The organism is Sphingomicrobium sediminis (assembly GCF_023805295.1).
Taxonomy (GTDB): domain Bacteria; phylum Pseudomonadota; class Alphaproteobacteria; order Sphingomonadales; family Sphingomonadaceae; genus Sphingomicrobium; species Sphingomicrobium sediminis.
Genome location: NZ_JAMSHT010000001.1, coordinates 1741850 through 1767696, shown reverse-complemented (window position 1 = coordinate 1767696; position 25847 = coordinate 1741850). Strand labels below are relative to the sequence as shown.

Sequence of the window (25847 nt, the reverse complement as noted above, 5' to 3'; positions counted from 1 at the left end):
CGGATGTGCGGGGCGCCCCTTTCTCTTGGTCGACTTGGGTTCGACCTATTCGTCGTCGTCGTCGCTGCGCTGGGCCTGGCGTTCGGCCGGGCTGACGACACCGTCATTGTTGGTGTCGAGGCGGTCGAAGCTGGCGAGCTGGACGCTGCGATATTCGGTGATCGTGACCTGGCCGTCGCTGTCGCTGTCGAGGCGGGCCATGGCGGCGCTGGCATCGACCGGGGGCAGGTTCACCTGCGGCGCGGCGGCGTGCCATTCATCGAGGCTGACGACGCCGTCCTTGTTAGCATCGATATTGCTGAACTGCGCAGCACGGCGGGCGCGGGCATTGGCCTCGACGCGGGCATTGCGGCGCATCTGGCTGGCTTCGAGCTCGGCACTGTCGAGCGCGCCATTGGCGTTGGCATCGAGCGTGGCGAAGCGGGCATCGAGCTGCGTCGTATAATTGGCACGGGTGATGGGTTGCGGTCCCTGCTGCGCGGGCTGCGCCTGCTGGAGCGCGGCGGCAAGGACGATACTGGATACGAGCATGGGTGTTCCCCCGAATGATTCTGGTGAGGTCGAGGACGCTAACAGTGCAGCACCAAGCTGACTAGAAGCTGTATCCGATCCCGCCACCGGCAATGAACTGGTCTGCGCTGCCGCGCTCGGCGACCAGCGGGCTGGCGGCGAAATCGCCGAGCAGGCGCGAATAGCCGGCAAGGCCGAACAGCGACCAGCCGCCGCGAATGTCGCCCTCGAGGCTGTGGCCGACGACCAGGGTCGCGCCCCAGCTCTTCACCCCGCCGCCATCGGGATCGTAGGCGGCAAGTTCCGGAATTTCGGCGGCTTCGGCAGGCGTCACGCCGAAATAGGTGTCGGCATAATTGTCGCCGACAATGTCGAGGCTGAAGCCGAGGCTCACGAAGGTGGCGCGCGACAAAGGCGTGGAGAGGTCGATGGCAGGGGTGACGACGAAGCTGTCATGCGCACCATTGACGTCGCGCACGACCTCGATACGTGCAGTCACATTGTCATAGGGGTTGGTGATGCCGGAGATGCTGATGCCGGCGAAGCCGCCGACCTCAATCGCGGTGCCGGTATTGTCGAGCTGGTCGACCACCGGGTCCTCGACCCCGTCACGCCCGAACCGCACGCCGACGATGGTGCCCGCGGTGAACGAAACCTGCTCGTCACTGTCGGGCATCAGCTCGGCATAGAGTTTCAGGCCCTTGGTCTGCAATTCGATGTCGCCGATATCCGCGCGAAAGGCGCCGCCCGGAATGATGCGATAATCGTCCGAGCCCTGATAGTCGGGCAGGTAGATGATGCCGGCCCCGATCGTGTAGCTGTCGCCGCGCTGGCCCGCAGGTGGCGGGCCGTCGGGCAGGGCGGCTTCGGGCGCGGACGGACGCTCCTGCGCGGCGGCAAGGCCGGGCAGGACGACAAGGCTGGCAATCAGGCTGGCGACGATACGCATGGAAATCCCCTGTTTAAGGGGTTCAAGCGCGCCGACGCTCGTTTCGGTTCCGTGTCGTCGCCCTCACCGGGCGCGTTTTTGGCTTAATCGCCCTCACCGGGCTCCGGCGAGAAGTATTTCTCGAACTTGCCCTCTTCACCCTTATGCTCGTCGGCATCGGCGGGGCTGTCCTTCTTGACCGTGATGTTGGGCCATTCCTCGGAGAATTTGGCGTTGATCTCGAGCCACTTTTCCTGGTCCGCTTCGGTATCGGGCAGGATCGCTTCGGCGGGGCATTCGGGTTCGCACACGCCGCAATCGATGCACTCGTTGGGATTGATGACGAGCATGTTCTCGCCCTCATAGAAACAGTCGACCGGACAGACCTCGACACAGTCCATATATTTGCATTTGATGCAGGCATCGGTGACGAGATAGGTCATGCGTGTTTTCCCCGTGAAAAGCGGTCAATTTCCAAAGCAAGCCCTCTCAAGCAAGGGGAAGGCGGGCCTGTCAATCGCTAGCTGACTGATGCGAGTGGTTCGCATTTTCATCTAGCCGCCGATAGCAGGCGCGAGCCTCCTCGGCGGGCCCGCGACGGGTGGGCAATTCGAGGATTTCGAGTACCTGCACATCGCCGCCCAGGGGCAGGGTCAGCACCTGTCCGGCGCTCACCGGACAGGCATGCTTGAGCACCCGCTGGCGGTCCAATCGGATGCGGCCTTCCTCGATGAGCTTTTGGGCGCGCCCGCGCGTCTTCACAAGGCGCAGGCGACACAAGAGCGTGTCGAGCCGCAGGCTTTCTTCGCTCAGCGCTTGAGGTCCTTCAAGGCGTCGGCAAAGGCGTTGCCGGGACGTGTCGTCTTGCGACGGCGGCGCTTGTGCGGATGCGGCTTCTTCTTGCGGCGATGCCCGCGCCAGACATAGGCATTCTTCTCTTTTGCAAAGCCGATCTGCGTCATCAACGTGTCGAGCGTCTTTTCCTCAAGGCCAACGGACGTGGCGAGCGCGATGTCCACCGGGTCGGCATTGCTGCCGCGTGCCTTCATGGCGTGCGCGGCGAGGCGGTCGGCAAGGTCGATGCGCAGCCAGCTCTTGCCGACACGGCGATAGGCAAGGCTCGCGCCGGAAGCGTCGACCGGCTCGTTGAGAAGCGAGGCGCCGGGTTGCGGGAGCAGCGGGACCTGCGTGCCGTCGCGCACCGCCTGAAGGACAGCGCGCAATTGCTGGGCGCCGGGTTTCAACAAGGTCGCGACGAAGACATCGAGTGGGCCGAGGCGGACGCGCAGCTTGTGAAGCGCGGTGCGGTCTTCCTTTTCGAGCGCGCCGATGGCGCTCATCAATTCCTTGCGTGGCAGATGGCCGCCGGCATCGGCGAGCATCGCCGCGATGGCGCGGACATTGCCCGATACGCTGGGATCGGAGGCAGAATCGGCAAGCTGGCGTAGCGGCGACAAATGACGTTCCACCTGGCGGTCGAGCCATTGTTCGAGACGCCCGCGCAGGGCGCTGCGCTGCGGCGCAGACAAACGGTCCAGCGCGCGCACGGTCCTCACGGCAGGTTCGGTGAGCGAGCGACCGGGCGCGAGCTTGGCGAGCAAATGGCCCTCCCAGGCGATGCCGACACGCTCGCCATCCTCGCCAAAGGCAAAGGCGGTGTCGGGCGCTTCGATCAACTTTTGCGCGCGGCGCGACAATTCCTCGCCCAATCGGCGTTCGGCAGCGGCGAGCAGGAGACGCTTGTCGGCATGTCGGGCGAGCGGGTCGACGCTAAATTCGAACCCGGCGAGATGACCGATCGGTTCGGGCCCGACCATGACCTCGCCATCTTCGGCGACTGTCACCGGCAGCTGGTCGGCGCCCTTGGCCCCGATATCGCGGACCAGGACCGAGGTGCGGCGATCGACGAAACGTTGGGTCAGGCGGTCGTGCAAGGCATCGGACAGGCGCGCTTCGACCTCTAGCGTGCGTTCGGCCCAGCGGACCGGTTCGGCGAGCCAGTCGGAACGCTGCGCGATATAGGCCCAGCTGCGAATGCCGGCGAGGCGGTCGGCCAAGGTCTCGATGTCGCCCATGACCTGGTCGAGGCGGGCGACTTCGGCGGCGAACCAGTCGTGCGGGATATGCCCACCCTCGCCAATATAGGAGAAGATGCGCTTGACCATGCGGGCATGGTGGGTGGCGCCGACCTTGCGAAAATCGGGCAGGCCGCAGCACGACCAGAGGATGCGTGCCTGTTGTCCCGGAGTTGAGGCGATGCGGGGATCCTCGGCCAGATGCTTGAGGACGGCAAGATCGATCGACAACGGCGCCGAGCGCAAGCGCTCCTCATCGGCCTTGACTTCGAGACTGGCGATCAGGCTCGAGACGTTGGTGAAGTCGAGGTCGGCATTGCGCCAGTAGACATTGTCCAAGGGCTTGAAGTGATGCCCTTCGATGGCGTGCACTTCCTCGTCGGAGAATTCCGGGTTGGCGCCAGAGCCGAGGGCCAGCGTGCCGAAAGTTCCGTCGGTTTGGTGGCGACCGGCGCGGCCGCCAATCTGCGCCATTTCAGGGATGTGCAGGCGGCGTTCGCGGCGGCCGTCAAACTTAGTGAGGCCGGCAAAGGCGACATGTTTGACGTCCATATTGAGGCCCATGCCGATGGCATCGGTGGCGACGAGATAGTCGACCTCGCCGCGTTGGAAGAGATCGACCTGCGCATTGCGGGTGGCGGGTGAGAGCGCGCCCATGACGACTGCGGCGCCGCCCTTGAAGCGGCGTAGCATCTCGGCGAGCGCGTAGACCTGTTCGGCGGAGAAGGCGACGACCGCACTGCGCGGCGGCAGGCGCGAAAGTTTGCAGGCCCCAGCATAGGAAAGCGTCGAAAAACGCGGGCGGCTGACGATTTCGGCTTCGGGGAGCAGCGAGCGGATGATCGGGCGCAGCGTGTCGGAGCCGAGGATCAGCGTCTCCTCGCGCCCGCGTGCGCGGAGCATACGGTCGGTGAAGACATGGCCGCGCTCGGGATCGATGCCGAGTTGCGCCTCGTCGATCGCGGCAAAGGCGAAGTCGCGCGGCAGGTCGCCGGGATCGCCGGGCAGGGTCTCGCCCGTTCCGGTGGGGACCGGCATGCTTTCAGCGGTGCACAAGACGTAGCGCGCCTGGGGCGGGACGATGCGTTCCTCGCCGGTCACCAAGGCGACCGATTTCTCGCCCTTCAACTTGACGACGCGGTCATAGACTTCGCGGGCGAGGAGGCGCAGCGGGAAGCCGATGACGCCTGAAGAATGGGCGCACATCCGCTCGATCGCCAAGTGGGTCTTGCCGGTATTGGTGGGCCCTAAAATGGCCCGTACGAGGCCGCCGTCCGACCGGGACATGAGCGCACCATGCGCTTCGCGGAATCGTGATGCAAGCCTGTATTGGCGATGAAATGCTCGCGCCCGGAATGGGTCATGCGCCAGCCATCTTGTTGACATTAACGCTTTTTAACCAAGAATCGGGTTAGGGGATTTCGACTGAGTCGAAAGTAAGCGAGCGATGAGCCGTAACGAACGCAAATTTGTGAGCAAGCGGAGCCCCCGGCGGATTGCCGGCGTGGGCGCCGTGTTGCTGGGCGTGGCCGCGCTGGCGCTGGGCGCCGCGCCGCTGAGCAAGGCCTTTGCCGACGATCGCGCGCCGACGCCCGGACCCGACCTTGCCGCCGAACTCACGGCCGCGGGGATTTCCAATGGCACGATGGGCCGCCTGACCGGGCGCCGCATGGCCGCCAGCGAGAAGGTGTCGCCGCTGCGCGAGGCTCCGGTGCGGCCCTGGCGCGAACTGGTGGCGACGGTCGGTGTCGACGGCGGGCTGGAAAGCGCGCTGCGCCGTGCCGGCGTGCCGCGCGCCGATGCCGCCAGCGCGACGCGCGCGGTGCATGAGGCTGCGGGCGGACGGATCGGCGCCGGGACCAAGGTGAATATCCGGCTGGGCCCGCCCGGGCCGGGCGATGTGCGTCCGCTCGAAAGCCTGTCGATGCGCGCGGCGCTCGACCTCGACGTCTCGCTCGACCGGGCCGGAGATGTCTTCAACGTGACGCGTGAACGGATCGCGGTGAAAGCCAGCCCGATGCGCATTCGCGGCCGGGTCGGCAACGGCCTCTATTTCGCGATGCGCGACATGGGCGTGACGCCGCGCGCGGCGCAGGATTACTTGAAAGCGCTGGGTGCGCATGTCGATGTCGGCGATGTCTCGCCCGACGACATGTTCGACCTTGTCATCGAACATCGCGAGACGGCCTCGGGCGACCATGTCGCCGGGCCGCTCCTCTATGCCGGGCTCGATCGCCGCGGGGCGAGCGATGTCGCTCTGCTCAAATGGACGGCAGGCGGGCGCGAGCAATGGCTCGACGCGCTGTCGCTTGAGGGCAAGAGCGAAGGACTGATCTGGCCGGTGCAGGCGCGGATCAGCGGCTATTTCGGGATGCGCACGCACCCGATCCTGCGCATCCGCCGCATGCATAAAGGCATGGATTTCGCCGCGCGCACCGGCACGCCCATTCGCGCTGCTGCCGATGGCCGGGTGATCAAGGCCGGCTGGAATGGCGGCGCGGGGCGGATGATCACGATCCAGCATGAAGGCGGGCTTCGCACCCGCTACTTCCACATGTCGGGCTATGCCGTGTCGAACGGCGCAACGGTGCGGCAGGGACAGGTGATCGGCTATGTCGGCTCTTCGGGTCTCTCGACCGGCGCGCACCTGCATTACGAGGTGCACCAGAATGGCCGCGCCGTCGATCCGCGCGGCGTGCGCATGGTTCGCCGCCCGGTGCTGGAAGGCAATGCGCTGACCGCCTTCCAGGCGCGCTACGACGAATATATGGCGCTGCCCCGGACGCTGCCGGTCGGCTAAATGAAAAGGGCGCCGCAGCGGGCGCCCTTTCCTCAATCGATCAGATCGAATCGATCACTTACCGTGTCCGCGCCAGCGGCGCACGACGCGGGTGATGATGCCGTCTTCGTCGCCGACGTCGCGCCACATTTCGGCGAAGCTCGGGTCGGACGAGGCGGGACGCTTTTCGGCTTCCAGCGTGTCGAAGGTGACGCGGATCGGGATGTTCACGCCCTCGCCGCAGACGATGACCTCGCGGTTACGCAGGGCGGGAATGGCATCGAGGAAGCCGCGCGCGCCCTCGGGCATCGCGGCGCGCACCATGTCCTGGTCGCGTTCGTTGTTTAGACGCATGGAGAGGATCGTGCCGCACTGCGACAGCACGCCTTCGGCCAAGTCGGACGGGCGCTGGGTGATGAGGCCCAGCGACACGCCATATTTACGGCCTTCCTTCGCGATCCGTTCGAGGATGCGGCGCACGGCCTGACCGCGCTGCGATCCGTCTTCCTTGGGGACGTAGCGGTGCGCTTCCTCGCAGACCAGCAGCAGCGGGCGCAGCGTTTCGGTGCGGCTCCACAGCGCATAGTCGAAGACCATGCGGGCGAGCACCGAGACCACCGTCGAGGTGACTTCGGACGGCACGCCCGACACGTCGACGATGCTGATCGGGCGGCCATTGGCAGGCAGCCTGAACATCTTGGCGATGAACTTGTTCATCGTGTCCGAGACCATCATGCCCGAGAACATGAAGGTGAAGCGCGGGTCGGCGCGCAGCTCGTCCAGCTTGTTCTTGATGCGCTTGTAGGGCGTGGCGTCGCCGGCGCGATCCAATTTGCCCATCTCGTTGACGATGATCTGGTTCAAGTCGGTGAGGAGGTAGGGGATGGGTGAGTCCACCGTCACCTTGCCGAATTCCTCGGCCATCTTGTTGCGGCTGCGCGCTTCCAGGAGGCATTTGGCGAGGATGTCCTCGTCGCGCTGGCGCTCTGAATCCTCCGAGGTGAGCAGCACTTCGCAATGCTCTTCGAAGTTCATCAGCCAATAGGGCAGCTGGAGGTTATCGACGTTGAAAATCTCGCCGTGATTCTTGAATGCGGCCGAATATTCGCCGTGCGGGTCGATCATCACGATGTGACCCTCAGGGCTCGCCTGCGAAATGCGGTGGAGGATGAGCGCGACCGAGGTCGACTTACCCGTACCGGTCGACCCCAGCACGGCGAAATGCTTGCCGAGCATCGGGTCGATATAGAGCGCGCCGCGAATATCGTCGGTCGGGTAGACGGTGCCGATTTCGATATGCGGACGGCTGTCGGCGGCAAAGACGCTGCGCAAATCGCGCGTCGTTACCGGGAAAACCTGCGCGCCTGGAATCGGGAAGCGGGTGACACCGCGCTTGAAGCCCGACAGGCGGCCATCGGCTTCGCGATTGCCTTCGCCCAGAAAGTCGACATTGGCGATGACGGTGCCGCCCTCGCCGGCGCGCATGGTGCGCACGTTGGCGATCAGCCAGTTCTTGCCGACCGCCATCTTCACCTGGCTACCGACCTGGCCCGACAGGCGGATCGCCGGATCGGGGTCTTCGCCCAGTTCGAGGAGGCGCGAAGCTTCCAGCACCACGGCCGAACTCGAGCCGGCAATTTCCATCACATTGCCGATCGGGTCGAGCTGGACCGGCGTATCGTCGTCACCCGAGCCGGGCTGGCCGCCCTCGCTATAGGTTTTGAGTTCGCTCAAGAACTCGTTGAGATTCGACTGGTCGCTCATACTCATATGCCCCTGGCAAAAGATTCGTTTCCCGCGTGTCCTAGACGATAGCAGTTAAACATAGGTTAGGCACGTATCGGTTTAGACACGCTTGCGGAAAATTGCGGCAGCCGCCCAGCCGAGGAAGAGCGACACCAGGATGGCGGCGATGCCGTAGAGAAAGCCGTGCCGTTCGGCGGCAAGCGCGACGAATCGCTCGAATCCGGACTTTCCGATGGAAATTTCGCGGGTGGCGACAGCGAGAACGCGGCCCTCGGAAATCAGGAAGGTTTCGGCGCGATAGACGCCGACGGGCACGCGGCTGGGGATCGAGATCCGCGCGCGATAGAGAACATTGTCGGTGATTTCGACGCCGGTGGGGGTCTCGGCATAGAGGCCGCGCTGTTCCATCCGGTCGATGAGGCCCGCTTCCATGCGTTGTTCTTTTTCCGCCGCAGCGCCGGGGCCGGGGGACAATTGGAGGTTGTCGACACCGATCTCGTAAATGGCGGCCGTGCGCGCATCGATGAGCCGGTCGATCGGCGCCGAGCTTGCCAAAGCGTAGAAGCCCGGGACCGAGCGGAAGCGATGCGAATCCGCATTGACCCAGATTCCGGCAACCTTCTGTTTCTCGCGTAGCAAGATGGGTTCGCTGGGGCCGCGCAGGACGACCGCGACTTCAGCAGGCGCATCGGGGAGACCGCCTTCGTAGATGATCGCGCCGAAGAGCAGCAATTCCTCGCCGGTAAAGCTGGTGCGGATTTCGACGTTGCGCGAGCTGATGTCGGGCACGAGAACGGGGCCGCTGGCGCCGACCAGCGCCATCCAAGCGCCGAGCAGGAGGAGGAGCCGCACCGCCATCACAGCACCTGCACCGTGAAGATCTCGTCGGGCCGCCAGGCAAGGCCCAGCAACATGCGCAGCGCGACAACCAGGATCATGGCGGCGAGCAGCAGGCGCAGCAGGTCGGGCTTCACCTTGGAGGCGATGGCCGCGCCATATTGCGCGCCAACGACGCTGCCCAGAAGCAGGAGGAAGGCGAGGACGATATCCACCGCCTGCGTGGTAAGCGCGTGGATGAGGGTCGACACCGCGCTGACCGCAAGGATCATGACGAGGCTGGTGCCGACGACGACCCGCGCGGACATGCCGAGCAGGTAGATCATGGCGGGGATGGTGATGAACCCGCCGCCGACGCCCAGCAGCATGGTCATGATCCCGGCGACGAACCCGATAATCATCGGTGCGAGCGGCGAGATGTAGAGACCCGAGCCATAAAAGCGCCAGCGCAGCGGCAGCGCGGTGATCCAGCGCTGGTGGCGGCGCTTGGGCTTTTTGCGCGCGGGCGGTTCGATGATGTCGAGCGCGACCAAAGCGTCGCGCAGCATCAGCCCGCCAATGCCGCCCAGGAGCACGACATAGAGAATGCCGATGACCAGATCGACCTGGCCCGAGCGCTGCAGCAGGCTGAAAAGGACGGCGCCCATGAGGCTGCCGAAGATGCCGCCGGCGATCATCACCGTGCCCATCTGGAAGTCGACCCCGCCGCGGCGCATGTGCGCGGCGACGCCTGAGACGCTGGTCCCGGTCACCTGCGTGGTCGCGCTGGCGACCGCGACCGTGGGCGGGACGCCGTAGAAGATGAGCAATGGCGTGGTTAGGAACCCGCCGCCCACGCCGAACAGCCCCGACAACACCCCGACAATCCCGCCGAGCGCGATGATGAAGAGGCCGTTCACGGCCATTTCGGCAATGGGCAGGTAGATATCCATCGAGCGCCCTGCCTAGCGGGACGCGGGGCGGAATAGAAGGCGGATCGACGTCGCCGGTCGGCCTAGAAATCCGCGGCGATGGTCACGGTCGGTCCGTCGCCCGGCTCCGCCTCGCCGGCGATACGCCAGCGATAGTCGGCATGGGCGCGCACGCCTTGCCAGACTGGCATGCTGATGCGCGGGCCGACATCGAGCCGCTCGACGCCCGGTTGCGCTGCGCCCCAGACGCCCGCGCCGACCGACACCTGTCGGAAGATCGGACGGCTCAAGGTCAAAGCGCCGTCGACGAACCAGTCGGGATCCTCGACCCCGACCAAGCCGGCCTGCGCGTACGATTCCAATGTCAGGCCTGCCGGGACCTCGCGATAGACGCCGCCCTCGAGGAAGGCGGCAAAGTCGGAGCGTGCGGCGTCGCCGCCATCGATCCGTTCGCGCCGCTCGATCGTGAGTGCGAGCGGCAGGCTTTGCAGCGGCTGATAGCGAAGGCCCAAGGCCGCTTCGGTCCCGCGCACGGATCCGGTGGCGGCGCTGATGCGGGCGGACACGGCAAGTTCGGGATTGAACCGGTAGAGCAAACGCGCGCCGCTTTGGTCGCCGCCGAGCATCGAGCCGGGCGCGAGGCCGGGGCTGGCGCTATCCATGCCGGTGGCGCGCATGAAGCTCCATGCCGATAGCTGCCAGCGATCGAACCCGGCCGGTTCCTCGGTGACCAGGCCGTCCCGCGCACCGGTCATGACCGGCGGCGGGACGGGGGATGCGAGGGTAGCGGGGCGCGCTACCGAGGCATCGAAGCTCGCAAGCGAATAGCCTGCGAGCCGGGGGTCCAGGCGGGCGTCGGGATAAGCCCGGTAGGTGGTTTCGCTCCGTGCGGTGCGGGGGGCGGGCACGTAACGAATTTCGCGGATGATCTGAGTGACTGGCGCTGCCTGCGCGAGGATCGGCGGGGGCGCTTCGCCAGCAAAGGGAAAGAGTAGGCCATATGGCGTCCAGACCGCACCGGCCGGCACGTTTTCCGAAGCGGTCGCGGCTGTCTGCGGCATGGCAGGGGGCGGGGCAACGGGTGGCTTGCTGGCGAGCGTCGGCGCGGCTTTTGCAGGCTCGGCGACGAGGCCGGTTTCGGGCAGCAGGCTCGCGCCGGCGACACGCACGCCAACCCAGCCGACGACGATGATAGCGAGGAAACGGACGGCACCGCTCATGCGACATACTCCTTGGGAAAGACATGGTCGGTCTTGTCCCACCCGCGCGGGCGGCGACTGAGATGGTGGCGCAGGGCGCGCCAGGCGGCGAAGATGGCGATGACGTTGCCGACGATCAGGCGCGGGATGGCGAGCAGGCCCTGCACCGGGCCATAGGTCATGGTGGTGAACAAGGCGCGCATTGCGACCCGCCATGTCAGCAACAAGGCATTGGCGACCAGCAGCCAGCCGAGCAGCGGCGACACGTCGGGCATGACCGGTGCGCCCAGTTGTGCGGCGATCCAGAGCTGGCTCCATAATAGGAGTGCGCCATAGCCTGCGAGCAGCAACAAAGCAGCGAGCGGACCGCGCCGGTCGCGCAGCCGCATCCATCTTTCGCCCCAGCCGCCGCGCCAGCCCAGCCGGTCCCAGCCGGCAAAGGCGATGCCACCGATCCAGCGCGCCTTCTGGCGCACGGCAGCGGAGAAATGGCCGGGGAAGTGACCGCGGCTGGCGACCTTGGCCTCGTCGCCCGGCATGGCGGGAATGCGCACGAAGATGGTGCGCAGGCCTCGCGCGCCGAGGCGCAGGCCGAGTTCGTAATCCTCGGTCTGGCTGTCGGCATCGAAGGGGCGGCCCTGCTGGGCTTCGGCGATGGCGCTCAATCCGTCGCGGCGGATTGCGCAGGCGACCCCGGCCAGCGGGACGGCCGCACCGACGGCCTCGCGGACGACAAGGTCCTTGCCGTGGGATTCGGCAAATTCATCGCAATAATGACCAGCGACCCAGGTGCTGGCGGGATCGAGCAACGGCACGACGGGGAGCTGGATCGCACCGGCCCGGTCGATGAGGCGGTCGAACAGCGGCAGCTCCATCGGGTGCACGACATCTTCGGCATCGTGGAGGATGACTGCCTTGGCGGGGATGCCGCGTGCGCGCTCTTCATCGAGCAGCGCGCGATAGAGATGGTTGAGGCAATCGGCCTTGGTCGTCGGGCCGTCATGGGGAAGCTCGACGGCGATGACGCGGTCGTCCTCGACCGAGCGGATCGCGCGCGCAGTGCGCGGGTCGTTGGGATAGTGGCCGACGAAGAGGCGATAGTCGCCCTGGCCGAACCGGCCGAGCGTCGCGCGGAGCATGTCGGCAATGACCCCGGCCTCGTCCCAGGCGGGAATGAAGACGGCCATCCAGCCGGGCTGGTCCGCCTTCTCGATCGTCTGCGCGAAAGCGCGGGGGTAACGGCGATAGACAGTGGCATGCCGCCACAGGCGCCGTGTGAAATAGAGCAGGTCGACGAGCAAATCGTCGAGCGCGAAGATGAAGAAGCCTACCGCCGCGAACAGCGCCAGCTCTTCAGCGATGGAGGGCAGCAAAGAAGTCGCGCTCACGACGAAACGCCTCGCGCCACAGCTTCCAAAAATGTCGGAAAGATTCGCATGCATGCCCCCACAGGGCGCCGCAAACCGAGCCCCTGCAGCATGGCCACAACCGCCCCCCTTGGCAAGCGCGCCGGCCAAGCCGTTGATTACGCCTGCGAAATGCAGGGAACCGGGTGTCGTGAAAGGGTTTTACTCGGTGGTAAGGTTAACGCCTTACGAAGGGGGTGGACGACAACAAGCCAGAGGCCCGCCCCTCCCATGACTGCCAGAGTGCACGCCCAAGTCCAGTCGATTGCCGAGACGATGTCGCAGCGGTTCAGCCGCCGCGCCGCGGCGATCCTTGCAGGGCTTGAGGGGTCGCTCACCAAGGTGGCGCTGGCGTGGATGCTGTTGGCCATGTCGGCCTGCTCGATCCGCGTCGTTGCCAGCCCGACCATGGGCCAGGTGCAGGGTCTCGCCACCTACTTCCCCTATATCCTCGTGACGCTCGGTCCGGTCGCCAGCCTGTTCATCGCGCTGCGCCTGTTCCGCGGCGGCGAGAATATGGCGCGGCCTACCAGCCACCTTGCGCGGCTGGGTCGCTGGAAGCGGGTCAGCGTCGAGCAAGCGCGCGCGCACGAACTCTATGGCACGGGCGGTATCATGGTCTCGCTGCTCATCGGCATGATGATCAACGTGCCGGTGCGCGTTGCCGAATATCTCGTCTCGATCCCGGCCATCCCGCCGGTTGCGCCCGACTGGCTCGCCACCTTGCACTTCATGATGACGCTCGACGTCGTGCTGCTGACGAGCCTTTATATGGTTGCGTTCGTCGCGGCGCTGAAGAAGGTGCCGTGGTTCCCGATGTTCCTGGCCTGCGTCTGGGCGCTTGACCTGGCCATGCAGATGGGTGTCGCCGAAGCGGTAAAGATGACGGGCCTGCCCGGCACGGTGGTCGATCCGCTGCAGACGCTGCTCACGGGCAATACCAAGAAAGTGCTGATCAGCGCGGCCCTGTGGGCGCCCTACCTCCTGCTGTCGAAGCGGGTGAACGTGACCTACCGCCAGCGCGTCGAGGCCAATTAGGCGCCAGCCTCCTATCGGAAAAGTCGAACAAGACGAGTCGAGTAGGCTGAATCGGACCGACTCGGGGTCGAGTCGTGCGAGTCGATTCGGCACGGACTCGCAATGAAAGTCGCACTTAAATCGCTTAAACTGTGACTTAAACCCCGCACGGATCGTCCAGAATCGGCACAACTGTTAACCATTTGAATGGTTCCTGTGAGAAGCCGAAATATCCATAAAACTAGCTAAATCAGGGACTTAGAATTATCTCGGCTGATCCCTGCATTTAATCCGAGTTAAATTTAATTGGTTGACTCATTCTTACCCCGCCGTCCTCAAGGGGTCATCCGATGCGGAGGCGGCCACGCCAAAGCCCGGGCAACGAGTTTCTCTTTTGAAGGTCGGCGCCATTGGGGGGAGGGCACGCAAGACGCTTTGTCGGATGCGATGTGGCCGCGAGGTCCTCGCGACCTTGCAAATGAAGACTATAGGGGAATGAACATGACCAATTTCGTGAAGATGATCAAAGACGAGTCGGGTGCTTCGGCTGCTGAATATGCGCTGATTCTCGCCATTATCGGTGCGACTGTCGCTATTGCGTCGATCGTCCTGGGCAACGCCATCGGCGGCGCCATGAACGACGCGTCGAACTGCCTCAACGCGACGGCCAACCAGCGCAACGCGGCCTGCATCTAAGCTGGGCGCGAGCGTGCCGGGCGGTTCGCCGCCCGGCAGCCAACAGGAGAGCGGCCGGCCCATATCGGGTTCGGCCGCTCTTCCCGTTTTGACACAGTGGCCACAAAAATGACGCGCGACTGTGGTTTTTTTTCGGTTAATCGGGCAAAAGCTGATATAGATTAAAACCGCTTCTTCGGGGGAACGAGCATGAGACGCCAATCGGTTATTGCTATTGCCATCGCGGTGGTCCTCGGACTTGTCGCGGTTTATCTCGCCAACAGCTACTTCAGCGCACGCGAAGCGCAGCTCGATGCAGCCGACCAGGGTACCACCCAGGTCGCCGTCGCTGCGGTCCCGCTGGCCTACGGTACCGAAATCACGCCGGACAAGGTCCGCTTCGCCGATTTCCCGAACGACGTGCTGCCCGCAGGGGTCTTCACCTCGGTCGAGGAATTGCTGCCCGCCGGCCAGGCGCGCCACGCGCTGCGCCCCATCCAGATCAACCAGCCGCTGCTCGCCACCGACCTTACCGGTGAAGGCGAAGGCGCCTCGATCGCTGCGCTGCTGCCCGACGGCATGCGCGCCGCCACCGTCCAGGTGAATGCGGTCTCGGGCGTTGCCGGCTTCATCAAGCCCAACGATACGGTCGATGTCCTGATCACGCGCCTTGCGATTGGCGGCAGCGAAACCGTCACCGACGTGCTGCTCCAGAATATCCGCGTCATCGCGATGGACCAGGATGCGCAAGGCGAGAATGAACAGCCGGCGCTGTCGAGCACGGCGACGCTCGAAGTGACCCCGGTTGAAGCCCAGAAATTGGCGCTCGGCCAGCAGCTCGGCACGCTGAGCCTCGTGTTGCGCAAGCCGGGCGAAGAAGAGAATATCGCGTTCGTTGAGACAGTGAGCCTCGATGACCTGCGCTACGAATTGTCGGCGGGCTATGTCCGCGCGCCGCAGCTGACCGACGATGCACCGCGCGTGCAGCCGACCCGGACGGCGCCGGCACGGCGACTGACCCAGCGGGCGACCCAGCGGCGTACTGCGCCGTCGCGGCCGCCCGAGCCGGAGACGACCAAGGTGGAAATCACCCGGGGGCTCCAATCCGAAACGTATGAGGTGGGGGAATGAATATGGGCAAGGGGATGCTTGCCGCCGGTCTGGCGGTCTTGATGACGGGAGCCGCCTTCGTGCCGGCTCCCGCCGCAGCGCAGATGGTCGGCGAGGCCTATGGCGCGCATGCCGGCGAAATGCAGGTACCGCTCAACAAGAGCCAGGTGCTCCGGGTCGAGCGGCCCTATGCCCGTGCGCTGGTCGGCAATAGCGAGATTGCCGATGTCCTGCCGCTGTCCGACACGGCCATCTACATCCTCGGCCAGTCGACCGGCACGACCAGCCTCACGCTCTATGATGAAAACGACAATCTGATCGCCGTGGTCGACATCATGGTCGGCCCCGACATCAGCTCCTTAAAGCAGCAGCTGAGCGATCTCATGCCCGGTGACCAGGTCGGCGCGCGCATGCTCAACGATGCGATCGTCCTCGAAGGCATCGTCTCCTCGTCGGTTGCCGCCGACCGGGCGATGCAGCTGGCCGAGGCCTATGGCGCGGGCCGTGTCATCAACATGATGTCGATCGGCTCTTCGCAGCAGGTCATGCTCGAAGTGCGCTTCTCCGAAATCAAGCGTACGGCGCTCAAGGATATCGGCCTCGGCTTCTTCGTGAATGACGGACCGAATGGCAGCTTCTCGGGTGCGGTCGGCGAAGGCGCCGCCATTTTCCCGGACGATGACGGCCAGGGTGTCGTCCAGCTGAGCTCGATCGCCGACAGCTTCGGCGTACTGACCGAAAGCTTCAGCGCGCTGGGCCTCAACTTTGCGGCCACGCTCGATGCGCTCGAGCGCAAGGGTGCGGTGCAGACGCTGGCCGAGCCGACGCTCGTCGCGCTGTCGGGCGAGACCGCCAACTTCCTCGCGGGCGGCGAATTCCCGATCCCGGTGTCGCAGGGTGGCGGCACGGGCGATGGTGGCGGCAACGCCATCTCGGTCGAATTCAAGTCGTTCGGCGTGAGCCTCGGCTTCACCCCGACCGTGCTCGCCGACGGGGTCATCAACCTTGTCGTCGAGCCCGAAGTCAGCTCGATCGACCCGTCGGCCTCGGTGACCGTCAACGGCCTCACCGTGCCGGGCCTCCAGACCCGCCGCGCTTCGACCGTGGTCGAACTGCGCGATGGCGAGAGCTTCGCACTGGCCGGCCTGCTGCGGACCGATTTCTCGGACACGGTGAACCAGTTCCCGATCCTCGGCTCGCTGCCGATCATCGGTACGCTCTTCCGCTCGACCAGCTTCCAGCGCGAAGAGACCGAATTGCTGATCGTGGTGACCCCGCGTCTCGTCAATCCGGTACGTGGCGGCTCGCTGCCGCTGCCGACCGATCGCGTGACGCCGCCCGACGAGATCGACCTGTTCCTGCTCGGCAAGACCGACAGCGGCGTCGCACCGGTGCAGCTGCCCGGTGAGGGCGAGCCGGTACCGAGCTGGTATCCGATCGGCCAGACGCCGACCGATTATGCGCCCGGCCAGGGCGGTGGTGAAGCGCCCGCGACCAGCGGGGGCATGGCCAATGTCGACCCCGCCACGCTCGAAGGAGATTATGGCCATGCGTATTAAGCTGATCATTCCGGCCGCTGCCCTGCTCGTCGCTCCGGCATGCGCCCCCGTCGATCCGGGTTTCGGCGAAACCGTCACCTACGCGCAGGCTGCGCAAATGGTGAATCCCGACCCGGTCTATGACGAAGATGATGCCAAGCCGGGCGCCGACGGCAACAAGGCCGCCGCCGCCGCGGAGCGCTATCGCACCGATAGCGTCAAGCAGCCGGCCCGCCAGACCAGTTCGACCCCGCAATAAGGGCGTCGAACCGAAAGAAAGGGTGATGAACGATGAAAGGACGAACTCGCAGCCTCTGGCGTGACACCAATGCCGCTGTCGCACCGACGGTCGGCTTGTCCTTGTTCGTCCTCATCGGTGCCGGCGGCATCGCCTTCGATTATGCGCGCATGGCGACGCTCGATACCGAGCTCCAGAATGCCGCTGACCAGGCCGCACTGGCCGCTGCCTCGCAGCTCGATGGTCGTGCCGGTGCCTGCGCGCGTGCTGCCGCGGCAGCCGCTGCGCTGATCCAGAACGAGACCCGTTTCTCGAACGATGGTGCGGGCCTCAATATTGCCGTCGCGACCACTGGCGAGAGTGCCTGTGACGCGACCGGTGCGGTGCGCTTCTACCAGAGCTACAACAACACGACCGATGCCTATGGCGCGGCGTCGGATGCCGACGACAATGCCAATGTGGTCGAGATCAACGTCACCGCGCGCCGGCTCGACTTCGCGCTGACCCCGCTGGTCGGCTCGTTCGGCAGCGGCGACATTAATGCGTCGGCCACCGCCAGCCTGCAGTCCGCCGTCTGCAAGGTCCCGCCATTGATGATGTGCAATCCGGACGAGACCTCGACCAATCTGGATTTCAATGTCGCCAACTATATCGGCAAGGGGCTGCGCCTTGTGCAGGGCGGATCGACCGGCGGCGCGTGGAAGCCGGGCAATTTTGGCTATCTCGAAACCGGGCTGGGCCCGGGCGCGAATGTGCTCGAATATGCATTGGGCGCGAATACCCCGCCTGGGCCGTGCTTCGGGCTGAGCGGCGTGACCACCAAGACCGGTCTGCAGACCAGTGTCACCGATGCGATCAATACGCGCTTCGACATTTACGAGAACGGCCTCACCAATAGCTGCGCGGAAAGCACCGGCAATTGCAGCCCGGGCATCAATGCGCGCAAGGATGTGGTGCATACCGCCTTCCCGACCACGCCGAGCACCGGCAACGGCAATAGCGGACCCAATTGCGGGCTCGAGACGGGCAACGATCCTTGGCAAAAGCCGGTGCGTCCCTATCTGCCGGATCCGACGACCCGGACCATGGCGACCAATCCCAGCAGCATGGGCCATCCGCGCGACATCTGTCATGCGATCAGTGTCGATGGCGATTGCGGTACGACCGAAATCTCTAGGCGCTTTGGCGACGGCAACTGGGACCGCGACATGTATTTCGAGGTCAACCATGCCGCGCTGACCGCCGCGCAGACGGGCGGTGACTGGAAGCTTATCCCTAGCCTCCGCACGTTCGTCACCAATTCGGGGGCGGCCGATGCCGACGGGATCAACGGCACCTCTGCATTGGAGCTTGCCAGCTATCTGCCGAACATCTCGCGCTACCAGATCTATCTCTGGGAAGCTTCTGATGCGACGCTGCGGGCCAGCTACCAGACGTCCACGGGTGGTGGACCGGGCAATTCGGGCGGCCCGCTGTACAATTTCGCCGAACCGAAATGCGCAGCCGGCCTTGCGCCTACCGCAACCCGTCTCGATCGCCGTGTCACGGCCGTCGCCGTCATCAACTGCGAAGCGCAGGGCGTGAACGGCAAGGAAAAGGGCGTGCCGGTCGAGAAGTGGGTCGAAGTCTTCATCGTCCAGCCCTCGCTCAACCGTGACCGCACGGCGGCGAGCGATCTCTATGTCGAGCCGATCCGTGAAGTCGATGCGGGCGGCAATGATGTGCAGAGCGCGCAGGTCATCCGCCGCGATACGCCGTTGCTGTTGAGGTAGGGATGCGGTTGCTCGGGTCTCTCAAGCGTCTCCAACGCGAACGAAGCGGTGCTGCTGCCGTGGAAATGGCGCTCGTCATCCCGCTGCTGCTGCTGCTCATGTTCGGGTCGCTCGAGCTCGGCAATTATTTCTATAGCGGCCATCGGCTGACCGAATCCGTGCGCGAAGGTGCACGCTATGCAGCGCGGCAGGGCTTCAGCAACTTTCCCTGTGGCAGCGCGACCAATGCGACGGTCGTGACCGATACGCAGAATATCGTGCGCAAGGGCGAGCCCGACACCAATGCGGTCGATCTCCTGCCCAATTGGGGAGCCTCGGGTGCATCGATCACCGTTTCCCATGCCTGCGTCACCGCAGCCGGCGGCCAGAATATGGAAGGCCTCTATCGCAACAATACGGGCGGGGCCCCGGTCGTCACCGTGCGCGCGCGCGTACCCTATCAGGGACTGGTCGGCGCGCTGCTCGGCTTTGGCGAGCTCAACCTTTTCCTCAATGCGGACCAGCAGGCCGCGGTGGTGGGACTATGAAGCAGCTTCGCAATCTCTGGCGCGCAACGAGCGGGGCGAGTGCGGCGGAATTCGCGCTGGTCCTGCCGATCCTGCTCTTCTTCCTGCTGGGCATCGTCGATGTCGGCCGCGCCATGTTCGAAATGAACGAGGCGAAGAAAGCGACGCAGGTCGGCGTTCGTACTGCGGTCGTGACCAAGCCGGTCGCGCCGGGGCTCTTCACTGCCAGCTATCTCAACACCGTCGTCGGGACCAACCCGGCACTCACCCAGGGAGACCGCATCCCGCGCGGCGCGCTTGGGCTGGTCACCTGCACCAGCACCACTTGCACCTGCACCACGGCACCGTGCCCTACGCTCGGCACCTATGACACCGCCGCCTGGAACGTGATCGTCGACCGGATGCAGCAGATTTATGCGCCGATCGAGGATGGCCAGGTGCGGGTCCGCTATTCGGGCTCCGGGCTCGGCTATGCCGGCGATCCCAACGGCCCCGATCTGTCGCCCGACGTCACGGTGGCGATCGAAAATCTCCAGTTCCGCCCGATCAGCTTTTTCGGTCTCGGAACGATCACCCTTCCCGGACTGCAGACCTCGCTGACCGCCGAAGACCTCAATGGCGCAGTTTCGAATTGAAAGATGAGCGTATGACCATGATCAACTCCAATGATCGCAAGGACACCGGATGGAAGCCGTCCGATTCGCGTCCGCCGGTCCTACTCTTCCTCGACGTCGCCGATGGTGATGCGGGTGCGCTGGCCGGCCGTGAGGCTGCCGGACTGCCGCTGCAGCTCGTCGTCACCCGCCAGGGCGACATGATCGAGCCGCACGACCTGTCGGGCGCGGCCGCCGCCATCATCCAGGTCGACGAGGAAGACGAGCGCGCCGTCGAGACCTTTGCGGCGCTGGCCGAAGCCAGCGACACGCCGCTTCTCGCCGCGGCCTTCGATCCCAATCTCGGCTTCGTTCGCGCGCTGGTCCGCGCGGGCGCCCATGACGTCATTCCGCTGCCGCTCGACCTTGAGGAGCTCAACACCTCGCTGCAGCCGATCCATGACCAGATGGCCAAGCGCGTGCGCCGTGTCGGCACGCGTCCGGCAAAACTGGTGACCATGATCAAGTCCGAAGGCGGTGTCGGCGCTACGGCCTTGCTCGGCCAGGTGGCGAGTCATTTTGCCGCTTCGGAAGGCAAGGTCGGCCGCGAAGCCTGCCTCATCGATTTCGATATCCAGTTCGGCGATGCCGCTTTCCAGCTGGGGCTGCGTCCCAAGCTCGGCATCGACGACTTGCTCGCCGCCGGCGGTCGCCTCGATGGCGACATGCTGCGCACGGTCGCAGCGCCGCACCCGTCGGGTCTGCACATCATCGCCGCGCCGCAGGAAATTACCCGGCTCGATGCTTTGGATGTCGACCAGGCGCTCCAGATCGTCGATGTCGCGATGCGCGAATATGGCAGTGTTTTCATCGACTTGCCGACCAACTGGACGGACTGGTCGCTGTCGCTCTTGGCGCGTTCGGACCTTGTCCTGATGGTCTGCGAATTGTCGATCGCCAGCCTGCACCGCGCCAAGCGTCAGCTCGACCTCCTGTCGCAACAGGACCTGTCGCACCTCGACGTGCGAATCGCGGTCAACCGGTTCGAGAAAGGCCTGTTCCGTAACGTGACACGCGAAGATGCCGAGCGTGTGCTGGGTCGGCCTGTGTCCTACACTCTGGCCAATGATCACGCGACCATGAGTGCTGCGATCGAACAGGGCGTGCCGGTGGCCGAAGTCCGCCGCAAGGGCGCGCTCAACAAGGATCTCGCTGCCCTCGAGGAAGCGGTAGCAACACGATTGGGGTTAGAGCGATGAGCATGTTCCAGATCAAGCGTCCCAAGGAGGAAGAAGCCGAGGAGGTCACCGAGAACCACCAGGATGTGGTCGAGGTCGATACCCACGAGCAGGAGCGCGAGCGCGAGGAACAGCGCAAGCTGATGAGCGTCGGCGATGCCGGTGCCTTCGCCAAGCAGGACGTCCATAACGAACTGAAGGTCGAGCTGCACCAGAGCCTGCTCGACCAGATCAACTTGGCCGCACTCGATTCCATGAGCCGCGAGCAGGTGGCGGACGAGGTCGGCGACATCATCGCCGAGGAGCTGGCCAAGAAGAGCCGCGCGCTCAACGCCAACGAACGCAAGCAGCTGACGGACGATGTGCTCGACGAGCTGCTGGGCCTCGGCCCGCTAGAGCCGCTGCTCAAGGACAATTCGATCACCGATATCCTGGTCAACGGCCACGACAATATCTTCGTCGAACGGTTCGGCACGCTCGAACAGTCGCCGGTCAAGTTCAAGGATGAGCGTCACTTGCTGCGCATCATCCAGAAGATCGTCAGCGCGGTTGGTCGCCGCATCGATGAATCCTCGCCGATGGTCGATGCCCGACTTTCCGACGGCAGCCGCGTTAATGCAGTGGTGCCGCCGCTGGCGCTGGACGGCTCGCTGCTTTCCATTCGTAAGTTTGCGAAGGTACCGATCAGCCTCGACCGCCTGGTCGAGATCGGCTCGATCCCCGATGCCGTGGCCGAAGTGCTGCGCGCCGTGGTCGAGGCCCGCCGCAACGTCCTCATCTCGGGTGGTACCGGTTCGGGTAAGACGACCATGCTCAACGCCATGTCGGCCTTTATCGGCACCGAAGAACGCATCGTGACGATCGAGGACTCGGCCGAACTGCAGCTGCAGCAGGATCATGTCGCGCGCCTCGAAACGCGTCCGCCCAACGTCGAGGGCAAGGGCGAGGTGGCGATGCGCGATCTCGTCAAGAACGCGCTGCGTATGCGTCCTGACCGCATCATCGTCGGCGAAGTCCGCGCCGGGGAGGCGTTCGACATGCTGCAGGCGATGAATACTGGTCACGAAGGCTCGATGACCACCATTCACGCCAACACGCCGCGCGATGCGTTGGCGCGTGTCGAGCAGATGATCGGCATGGCCGGGATCGACATGCCGGCCAAGGCGGCGCGTGCGCAGATCGCCTCGGCGGTCAATGTGGTGCTCCAGATCGCCCGCCTGCCCGATGGCCGCCGTCGCCTCACCAGCCTGTCGGAAATCACCGGCATGGAAGGCGAAGTCGTGACCATGCAGGAAATTTTCCGCTTCCGCCGCAAGGGCCGCAATGCCGACGGCACCATTGACGGCGTGTTCGAAGCGACCGGCATTCGCCCGCGCTTCGCCGACGAACTCGAAGCGCGCGGGATCGACCTGTCCGCCGAACTCTTCCGTCCAGATCGGAAATTCGACTGATGGATATCCTTCCCCGCCTCCTCATCCTCATCACCATCACCGCCGCGGTGATGATCATTGCCGGCGTCATCGCCAATGCCGTGATCAACTCGCGCCGCCAGGGTGATGCCATCAACCGCCGCCTCGGCATGATCGAGAGCGGCGTGGGCCGCGAGGAAACGATGTTGCGGCTGCGGCGCGGGGATTTCGACGGCAAGACCTTCCTGCCGGGCTTCCTCGGCAAATGGGGCGAAAATCTTCACCGCCGTCTGGTCCAGGCGGGCGTGACGCAGAGCAATGGCCAGCTCATCGTGACTTTGGTCTCGCTGCCGCTGGTTCTGTTCGTCATCTTCCTGCTCATCAACCTGTTGATGGGCGGCATCCTGACGACGGGGCGCATCTTCCTGTTCGCGGTGCTGGGCGCGGTGTTCGGCGTGCTGTTGCCGACGGCGATCATCAACATGCGCGCGGAAAGTCGCCGCAAGAAGCTGGAGACGCAGTTTCCAGTCGCGCTCGACATCTTCGTGCGCGGCCTGCGCGCCGGTCATCCGGTGTCGGCGGCGCTCGAACTGCTGACGGTCGAAATGCCCGACCCGATCGGCTCCGAATTCGGCCTCGTTGTCGATGAGGTCACCTATGGCGCGGACCTTCGCGATGCGCTCGAGGAGATGGCCGAACGCTGGGATGTCGACGATATCCGCATGTTCGTGGTCAGCCTCTCGGTACAGAACGAAACCGGCGGCAACCTCGCCGAGATCCTCGACAATCTCTCCAAGGTGATCCGCGACCGCCACGCGCTCTTCATGAAGGTGCGGGCGCTGTCCTCGGAAGGGCGCATGACCGCGGTGATGCTGTCGCTGCTGCCGCTCCTTGCGCTCACCATCGTGTTCATCGGCAACCCGGCCTTCTTCCTGGAAGTCGCCGACGATGCCGCCTTCGTGCCGAGCTTCGGGGTGCTCGTGCTCATGTGGGTCATCGGGATCATGTGGATCCGCAAGCTTATCGATCTGAAGGTGTAGGGGGATGTTGGACTCACTCGTCGACAGCAATGCCGCGCGGATCGCCGTCCTCGCACTCGTCTTTATCGCGGTCGTGATCGTCACGATCCTCATTGCCTCGCGGCTTGGCGAACGGCGCGAGGTGCGCTCGCGCCTGGCTGAAGAAACCGGCGGCAGCGTCGGCGTGGGCACGCCGCGTTCTACCCGTCTTCGCGGCGAGGAAAATCGTGGCGCGTGGGTCGATGCCGTCAACAGGCTCGAGAAAGCCGGCATCAACCTCGTCGACACGAAGAACGAAGGGCTGCGTCGCAAGATGGTTGCGGCCGGCTATGACAGCCCGTCTGCCCCGCGCATCTTCAACCTTATCCGTATCCTCGCGACCTTCGGCTTGCCGCTTTTCCTCGTCCTGTGGGTGTTCATCACTGGCAGCGAGATGGGGCTTGTCGGACTCTATTTCGTCGTCGTGATTTCGGCGCTGTTTGGCTACGTCATTCCGGGCCTGCTTTTGCAGGTGAAGGTCGACCGACGCCAAGAAGAGATGGTCAACGGTTTTCCGGATGCGCTGGACCTCATGCTGGTCTGCGTCGAGGCCGGCCTCGGGCTCGAGACCGCCTTCGACCGTGTCGGCATGGAAATGATGCATTCTCACCCGCTGCTCGCCCACCAGTTCGCCTCGGTGGTGCTGGAAATGCGGGCCGGGCGCAGCCGCGAAGATGCGCTGCGCCGACTCGCCGACCGCGCCGGTGTCGACGAGATCCGCGCCTTCTCGACCCTGCTAATCCAGAGCCAGAAGCTGGGCAGCTCGGTCGCCGCGACACTGCGCGTCTACGCCGCGGAAATGCGCGAAAAACGGCGGATGCGTGCGGAAGAACGCGCGCACCGCCTGCCGGTGCTTTTGTCGATGCCGCTGGTCGGGTGTATGCTGCCGGTGATGGTCGGGGTGCTCATGGTGCCCGCCGTCATCCGCGCCATCCGCACCGTTATTCCGGCGCTCGGCTAGGATTTGAGGGGGGACATGATGAAACAGGCAATGCTGATCCTGCCGTTGGCGATGACCGCGGCCTGTGCTTCGCCCGGCGTCGAAGTCCGCGCCATAGATCGCGGCGTCTCGAGCGCCGATCTCGCGGTTTCCGACCGCCTTGCCGAAGCCGAAGGGCATTTGCGCCTCGGCAATGTCGGCCTTGCCATCGAAAGCTATCGCAAGGCGCTGCGCAGCCAGCCGGACAGCGTCGCCGCGCATCGCGGGCTTGCCGCTGCCTATGACCGCATGGGTCGCTTCGACCTGTCGGGCAATCATTACGAGAATGCGCTGGCGCTCGCGCCGCAGGAAGCCGACCTTTATCGCGCCTTCGCTGCATCGAAGCAGCGCCAGGGCAAGATGGACGCGGCGCGCAGTCTCTATGCCGAGGCCGACGCGCGCGAAGCCGGCATGATCGCGAGCGAGGAGCTCGAGGTTGCCGTTGCTGCCGCAACCGCACCGCCCGCACCCTATAACCCCACCCCCGTTGCCAAGACGGCGCTGGAAATCCCGACGGGCGAGATTGCCCGGGGCCAGACCGTCACTGCAAAGCTGGCTGCCCCGACGCCGCTGGCGCCGCGCCCATACGCGCCGCCGCCGGTGCCGCGCGATGAAGATGCGCCGGCCTTTGCGGCGCTGCGCATGGAGAACAATTCCAACGCGCCGACCCGGCTCGAGCGGCTCAACGCCGGCGAAGTCATGCTGCGCGTGACGCCGGCACCCGTCATGGCCCAAGCCGCGCCGCAACGCGACGCAGCCGTGGCCGAGGCCTTCCGCGCACCGCCGGTACCGCGCCCAGATTACCGCCCGCCGGTCATCACGCTCGCCAACACTGCGGCGCCGATCGACCTTTCGGGCCGTGAACGCGAAAGCCAGATCGAGATGCTTGCCCCGCTGCCGATGGCGGCCAGGGTCAGCGTCGAGGTGCCGAGCGACGTCCCGGCCAGCACGATTTCCGCGCCGCCGGTCCGCCTCGTCGCGCCGCGCGTCCCGCGTCCGCCGGTCCAGCTCCTGATGGCGATGGAATCGAGCGTGGCGCCGTCGAACGTCACCGCGCCCGCACCCATCGCCGCGGCGATGAGCCTCACCGAGCGTGCCCATGACATGGCGCTCCAGTGCGGCATCGACGATCTCGACCTGCACGATGCCACCGAGCATCGCAGCCTCACCGTCATCCTCTATCCCGCAGGCGAGGAAGCCGCGGCCGGGCTGATGGCAGCGCGCCTGGGCGTGCGCGCCATCGTCCAGCGCGGCCCCGTTGCGCGGCTCACCGTCCATCTGGGCGGCGACATGCGCGGCCGTGCAGTGGGTGGCTGCTAGGGC

At 65.1% G+C, this 25847-nt stretch carries 24 protein-coding genes; 14 read left to right on the top strand and 10 right to left on the bottom strand.

The features are described 5' to 3' along the window. Nucleotides 1–45: 45 nt before the first annotated feature. From NDO55_RS09115 to NDO55_RS09095, 5 genes are all read right to left on the bottom strand, one after another. Nucleotides 46–531: an EF-hand domain-containing protein gene (locus tag NDO55_RS09115; protein WP_252114514.1), complete on the bottom strand. Its 486-nt coding sequence runs from the start codon at nucleotides 529–531 to the stop codon at nucleotides 46–48. 61 nt (nucleotides 532–592) lie between these two features. Beyond that, nucleotides 593–1459 (bottom strand): MipA/OmpV family protein, encoded by an 867-nt coding sequence (locus NDO55_RS09110; RefSeq protein ID WP_252114512.1) that lies wholly within the window; start codon nucleotides 1457–1459, stop codon nucleotides 593–595. A gap of 83 nt (nucleotides 1460–1542) precedes the next feature. Beyond that, a complete protein-coding gene (fdxA, locus tag NDO55_RS09105) occupies nucleotides 1543–1881 on the bottom strand; it encodes a ferredoxin FdxA (protein ID WP_252114510.1) in 339 nt (112 codons plus the stop codon). Between the two features lie 70 nt (nucleotides 1882–1951). Next, nucleotides 1952–2236 (bottom strand): S4 domain-containing protein, encoded by a 285-nt coding sequence (locus NDO55_RS09100; RefSeq protein ID WP_279639184.1) that lies wholly within the window; start codon nucleotides 2234–2236, stop codon nucleotides 1952–1954. 11 nt (nucleotides 2237–2247) lie between these two features. Beyond that, nucleotides 2248–4800: a helicase-related protein gene (locus NDO55_RS09095; protein ID WP_252114506.1), complete on the bottom strand. Its 2553-nt coding sequence runs from the start codon at nucleotides 4798–4800 to the stop codon at nucleotides 2248–2250. Between the two features lie 160 nt (nucleotides 4801–4960). On the opposite strand from NDO55_RS09095, the gene NDO55_RS09090 reads away from it, so the two are divergent. Continuing rightward, on the top strand, nucleotides 4961–6313 hold the full coding sequence (locus tag NDO55_RS09090; protein ID WP_252114504.1) for a M23 family metallopeptidase: 1353 nt from the start codon (nucleotides 4961–4963) through the stop codon (nucleotides 6311–6313). 54 nt (nucleotides 6314–6367) lie between these two features. On the opposite strand, the gene NDO55_RS09085 is transcribed toward NDO55_RS09090, so the two are convergent. The 5 genes from NDO55_RS09085 to NDO55_RS09065 all read right to left on the bottom strand — a co-directional run bounded on the left by NDO55_RS09085 (nucleotide 6368) and on the right by NDO55_RS09065 (nucleotide 12373). Further along, nucleotides 6368–8056 carry an ATP-binding protein gene (locus NDO55_RS09085; RefSeq protein WP_252114502.1) on the bottom strand — a complete coding sequence of 563 codons (1689 nt, stop codon included), beginning with the start codon at nucleotides 8054–8056 and terminating at the stop codon, nucleotides 6368–6370. An 81-nt stretch (nucleotides 8057–8137) separates the two neighbouring features. Beyond that, on the bottom strand, nucleotides 8138–8896 hold the full coding sequence (locus NDO55_RS09080) for a TIGR02186 family protein (RefSeq protein ID WP_252114500.1): 759 nt from the start codon (nucleotides 8894–8896) through the stop codon (nucleotides 8138–8140). Next, nucleotides 8896–9807, bottom strand: coding sequence for a sulfite exporter TauE/SafE family protein (locus NDO55_RS09075; protein ID WP_252114498.1), 912 nt, complete (start codon nucleotides 9805–9807; stop codon nucleotides 8896–8898). The genes NDO55_RS09080 and NDO55_RS09075 overlap by 1 nt, the downstream gene beginning before the upstream one ends. Before the next feature lie 62 nt (nucleotides 9808–9869). Continuing rightward, a complete protein-coding gene (locus NDO55_RS09070; protein ID WP_252114496.1) occupies nucleotides 9870–11006 on the bottom strand; it encodes a hypothetical protein in 1137 nt (378 codons plus the stop codon). Next, nucleotides 11003–12373, bottom strand: coding sequence for a glycosyl transferase family protein (locus NDO55_RS09065; RefSeq protein ID WP_252114494.1), 1371 nt, complete (start codon nucleotides 12371–12373; stop codon nucleotides 11003–11005). The genes NDO55_RS09070 and NDO55_RS09065 overlap by 4 nt, the downstream gene beginning before the upstream one ends. Before the next feature lie 249 nt (nucleotides 12374–12622). Here NDO55_RS09065 and NDO55_RS09060 point away from each other — a divergent pair, with 249 nt between their 5' ends. The 13 genes from NDO55_RS09060 to NDO55_RS09000 all read left to right on the top strand — a co-directional run bounded on the left by NDO55_RS09060 (nucleotide 12623) and on the right by NDO55_RS09000 (nucleotide 25844). Then, the gene (locus NDO55_RS09060; RefSeq protein WP_252114492.1) at nucleotides 12623–13429 is read left to right on the top strand and encodes a DUF2569 domain-containing protein; all 807 of its coding nucleotides are present in this window, start codon (nucleotides 12623–12625) and stop codon (nucleotides 13427–13429) included. A gap of 480 nt (nucleotides 13430–13909) precedes the next feature. Then, the gene (locus NDO55_RS09055; RefSeq protein ID WP_252114490.1) at nucleotides 13910–14104 is read left to right on the top strand and encodes a Flp family type IVb pilin; all 195 of its coding nucleotides are present in this window, start codon (nucleotides 13910–13912) and stop codon (nucleotides 14102–14104) included. A gap of 189 nt (nucleotides 14105–14293) precedes the next feature. Then, nucleotides 14294–15214: a Flp pilus assembly protein CpaB gene (gene cpaB / locus NDO55_RS09050; protein WP_252114488.1), complete on the top strand. Its 921-nt coding sequence runs from the start codon at nucleotides 14294–14296 to the stop codon at nucleotides 15212–15214. 2 nt (nucleotides 15215–15216) lie between these two features. Continuing rightward, nucleotides 15217–16752 carry a type II and III secretion system protein family protein gene (locus tag NDO55_RS09045; protein WP_252114487.1) on the top strand — a complete coding sequence of 512 codons (1536 nt, stop codon included), beginning with the start codon at nucleotides 15217–15219 and terminating at the stop codon, nucleotides 16750–16752. Next, entirely contained in the window at nucleotides 16742–16990 is a 249-nt protein-coding gene (locus tag NDO55_RS09040; protein WP_252114486.1) for a hypothetical protein, read from the top strand. The genes NDO55_RS09045 and NDO55_RS09040 overlap by 11 nt, the downstream gene beginning before the upstream one ends. Before the next feature lie 32 nt (nucleotides 16991–17022). Then, nucleotides 17023–18741: a pilus assembly protein TadG-related protein gene (locus NDO55_RS09035; RefSeq protein WP_252114485.1), complete on the top strand. Its 1719-nt coding sequence runs from the start codon at nucleotides 17023–17025 to the stop codon at nucleotides 18739–18741. Between the two features lie 2 nt (nucleotides 18742–18743). Further along, complete coding sequence (locus NDO55_RS09030; RefSeq protein WP_279639098.1) at nucleotides 18744–19268, top strand: TadE/TadG family type IV pilus assembly protein; 525 nt, start codon at nucleotides 18744–18746, stop codon at nucleotides 19266–19268. Next, nucleotides 19265–19882 (top strand): TadE/TadG family type IV pilus assembly protein, encoded by a 618-nt coding sequence (locus tag NDO55_RS09025; RefSeq protein ID WP_252114483.1) that lies wholly within the window; start codon nucleotides 19265–19267, stop codon nucleotides 19880–19882. The genes NDO55_RS09030 and NDO55_RS09025 overlap by 4 nt, the downstream gene beginning before the upstream one ends. An 11-nt stretch (nucleotides 19883–19893) precedes the next feature. Further along, nucleotides 19894–21099: a CpaE/TadZ family protein gene (locus NDO55_RS09020; protein ID WP_252114482.1), complete on the top strand. Its 1206-nt coding sequence runs from the start codon at nucleotides 19894–19896 to the stop codon at nucleotides 21097–21099. A gap of 122 nt (nucleotides 21100–21221) precedes the next feature. Beyond that, nucleotides 21222–22529 (top strand): TadA family conjugal transfer-associated ATPase, encoded by a 1308-nt coding sequence (locus NDO55_RS09015; protein WP_341869982.1) that lies wholly within the window; start codon nucleotides 21222–21224, stop codon nucleotides 22527–22529. After that, nucleotides 22529–23527: a type II secretion system F family protein gene (locus NDO55_RS09010; protein ID WP_252114478.1), complete on the top strand. Its 999-nt coding sequence runs from the start codon at nucleotides 22529–22531 to the stop codon at nucleotides 23525–23527. Before NDO55_RS09015 ends, NDO55_RS09010 begins: the two co-directional genes overlap by 1 nt. Before the next feature lie 4 nt (nucleotides 23528–23531). Continuing rightward, nucleotides 23532–24506 (top strand): type II secretion system F family protein, encoded by a 975-nt coding sequence (locus tag NDO55_RS09005; RefSeq protein ID WP_252114476.1) that lies wholly within the window; start codon nucleotides 23532–23534, stop codon nucleotides 24504–24506. Nucleotides 24507–24521: 15 nt separating this feature from the next. Next, the gene (locus NDO55_RS09000; protein ID WP_252114474.1) at nucleotides 24522–25844 is read left to right on the top strand and encodes a hypothetical protein; all 1323 of its coding nucleotides are present in this window, start codon (nucleotides 24522–24524) and stop codon (nucleotides 25842–25844) included. The last annotated feature ends 3 nt before the right edge of the window (nucleotides 25845–25847 follow it).

Coding starts and splice junctions, on each gene's coding strand:
- NDO55_RS09115 (WP_252114514.1), bottom strand. CDS start 531: ATGCTCGTATCCAGTATCGTCCTTGCCGCCGCGCTCCAGCAGGCGCAG.
- NDO55_RS09000 (WP_252114474.1), top strand. CDS start 24,522: ATGATGAAACAGGCAATGCTGATCCTGCCGTTGGCGATGACCGCGGCC.
- NDO55_RS09060 (WP_252114492.1), top strand. CDS start 12,623: ATGACTGCCAGAGTGCACGCCCAAGTCCAGTCGATTGCCGAGACGATG.
- NDO55_RS09010 (WP_252114478.1), top strand. CDS start 22,529: ATGGATATCCTTCCCCGCCTCCTCATCCTCATCACCATCACCGCCGCG.
- NDO55_RS09015 (WP_341869982.1), top strand. CDS start 21,222: ATGAGCGTCGGCGATGCCGGTGCCTTCGCCAAGCAGGACGTCCATAAC.
- NDO55_RS09095 (WP_252114506.1), bottom strand. CDS start 4,800: ATGTCCCGGTCGGACGGCGGCCTCGTACGGGCCATTTTAGGGCCCACC.
- NDO55_RS09055 (WP_252114490.1), top strand. CDS start 13,910: ATGACCAATTTCGTGAAGATGATCAAAGACGAGTCGGGTGCTTCGGCT.
- NDO55_RS09005 (WP_252114476.1), top strand. CDS start 23,532: ATGTTGGACTCACTCGTCGACAGCAATGCCGCGCGGATCGCCGTCCTC.
- NDO55_RS09090 (WP_252114504.1), top strand. CDS start 4,961: ATGAGCCGTAACGAACGCAAATTTGTGAGCAAGCGGAGCCCCCGGCGG.
- NDO55_RS09085 (WP_252114502.1), bottom strand. CDS start 8,056: ATGAGCGACCAGTCGAATCTCAACGAGTTCTTGAGCGAACTCAAAACC.
- NDO55_RS09020 (WP_252114482.1), top strand. CDS start 19,894: ATGACCATGATCAACTCCAATGATCGCAAGGACACCGGATGGAAGCCG.
- fdxA (WP_252114510.1), bottom strand. CDS start 1,881: ATGACCTATCTCGTCACCGATGCCTGCATCAAATGCAAATATATGGAC.
- NDO55_RS09025 (WP_252114483.1), top strand. CDS start 19,265: ATGAAGCAGCTTCGCAATCTCTGGCGCGCAACGAGCGGGGCGAGTGCG.
- NDO55_RS09110 (WP_252114512.1), bottom strand. CDS start 1,459: ATGCGTATCGTCGCCAGCCTGATTGCCAGCCTTGTCGTCCTGCCCGGC.
- NDO55_RS09075 (WP_252114498.1), bottom strand. CDS start 9,807: ATGGATATCTACCTGCCCATTGCCGAAATGGCCGTGAACGGCCTCTTC.
- cpaB (WP_252114488.1), top strand. CDS start 14,294: ATGAGACGCCAATCGGTTATTGCTATTGCCATCGCGGTGGTCCTCGGA.
- NDO55_RS09080 (WP_252114500.1), bottom strand. CDS start 8,896: ATGGCGGTGCGGCTCCTCCTCCTGCTCGGCGCTTGGATGGCGCTGGTC.
- NDO55_RS09070 (WP_252114496.1), bottom strand. CDS start 11,006: ATGAGCGGTGCCGTCCGTTTCCTCGCTATCATCGTCGTCGGCTGGGTT.
- NDO55_RS09040 (WP_252114486.1), top strand. CDS start 16,742: ATGCGTATTAAGCTGATCATTCCGGCCGCTGCCCTGCTCGTCGCTCCG.
- NDO55_RS09030 (WP_279639098.1), top strand. CDS start 18,744: ATGCGGTTGCTCGGGTCTCTCAAGCGTCTCCAACGCGAACGAAGCGGT.
- NDO55_RS09035 (WP_252114485.1), top strand. CDS start 17,023: ATGAAAGGACGAACTCGCAGCCTCTGGCGTGACACCAATGCCGCTGTC.
- NDO55_RS09045 (WP_252114487.1), top strand. CDS start 15,217: ATGGGCAAGGGGATGCTTGCCGCCGGTCTGGCGGTCTTGATGACGGGA.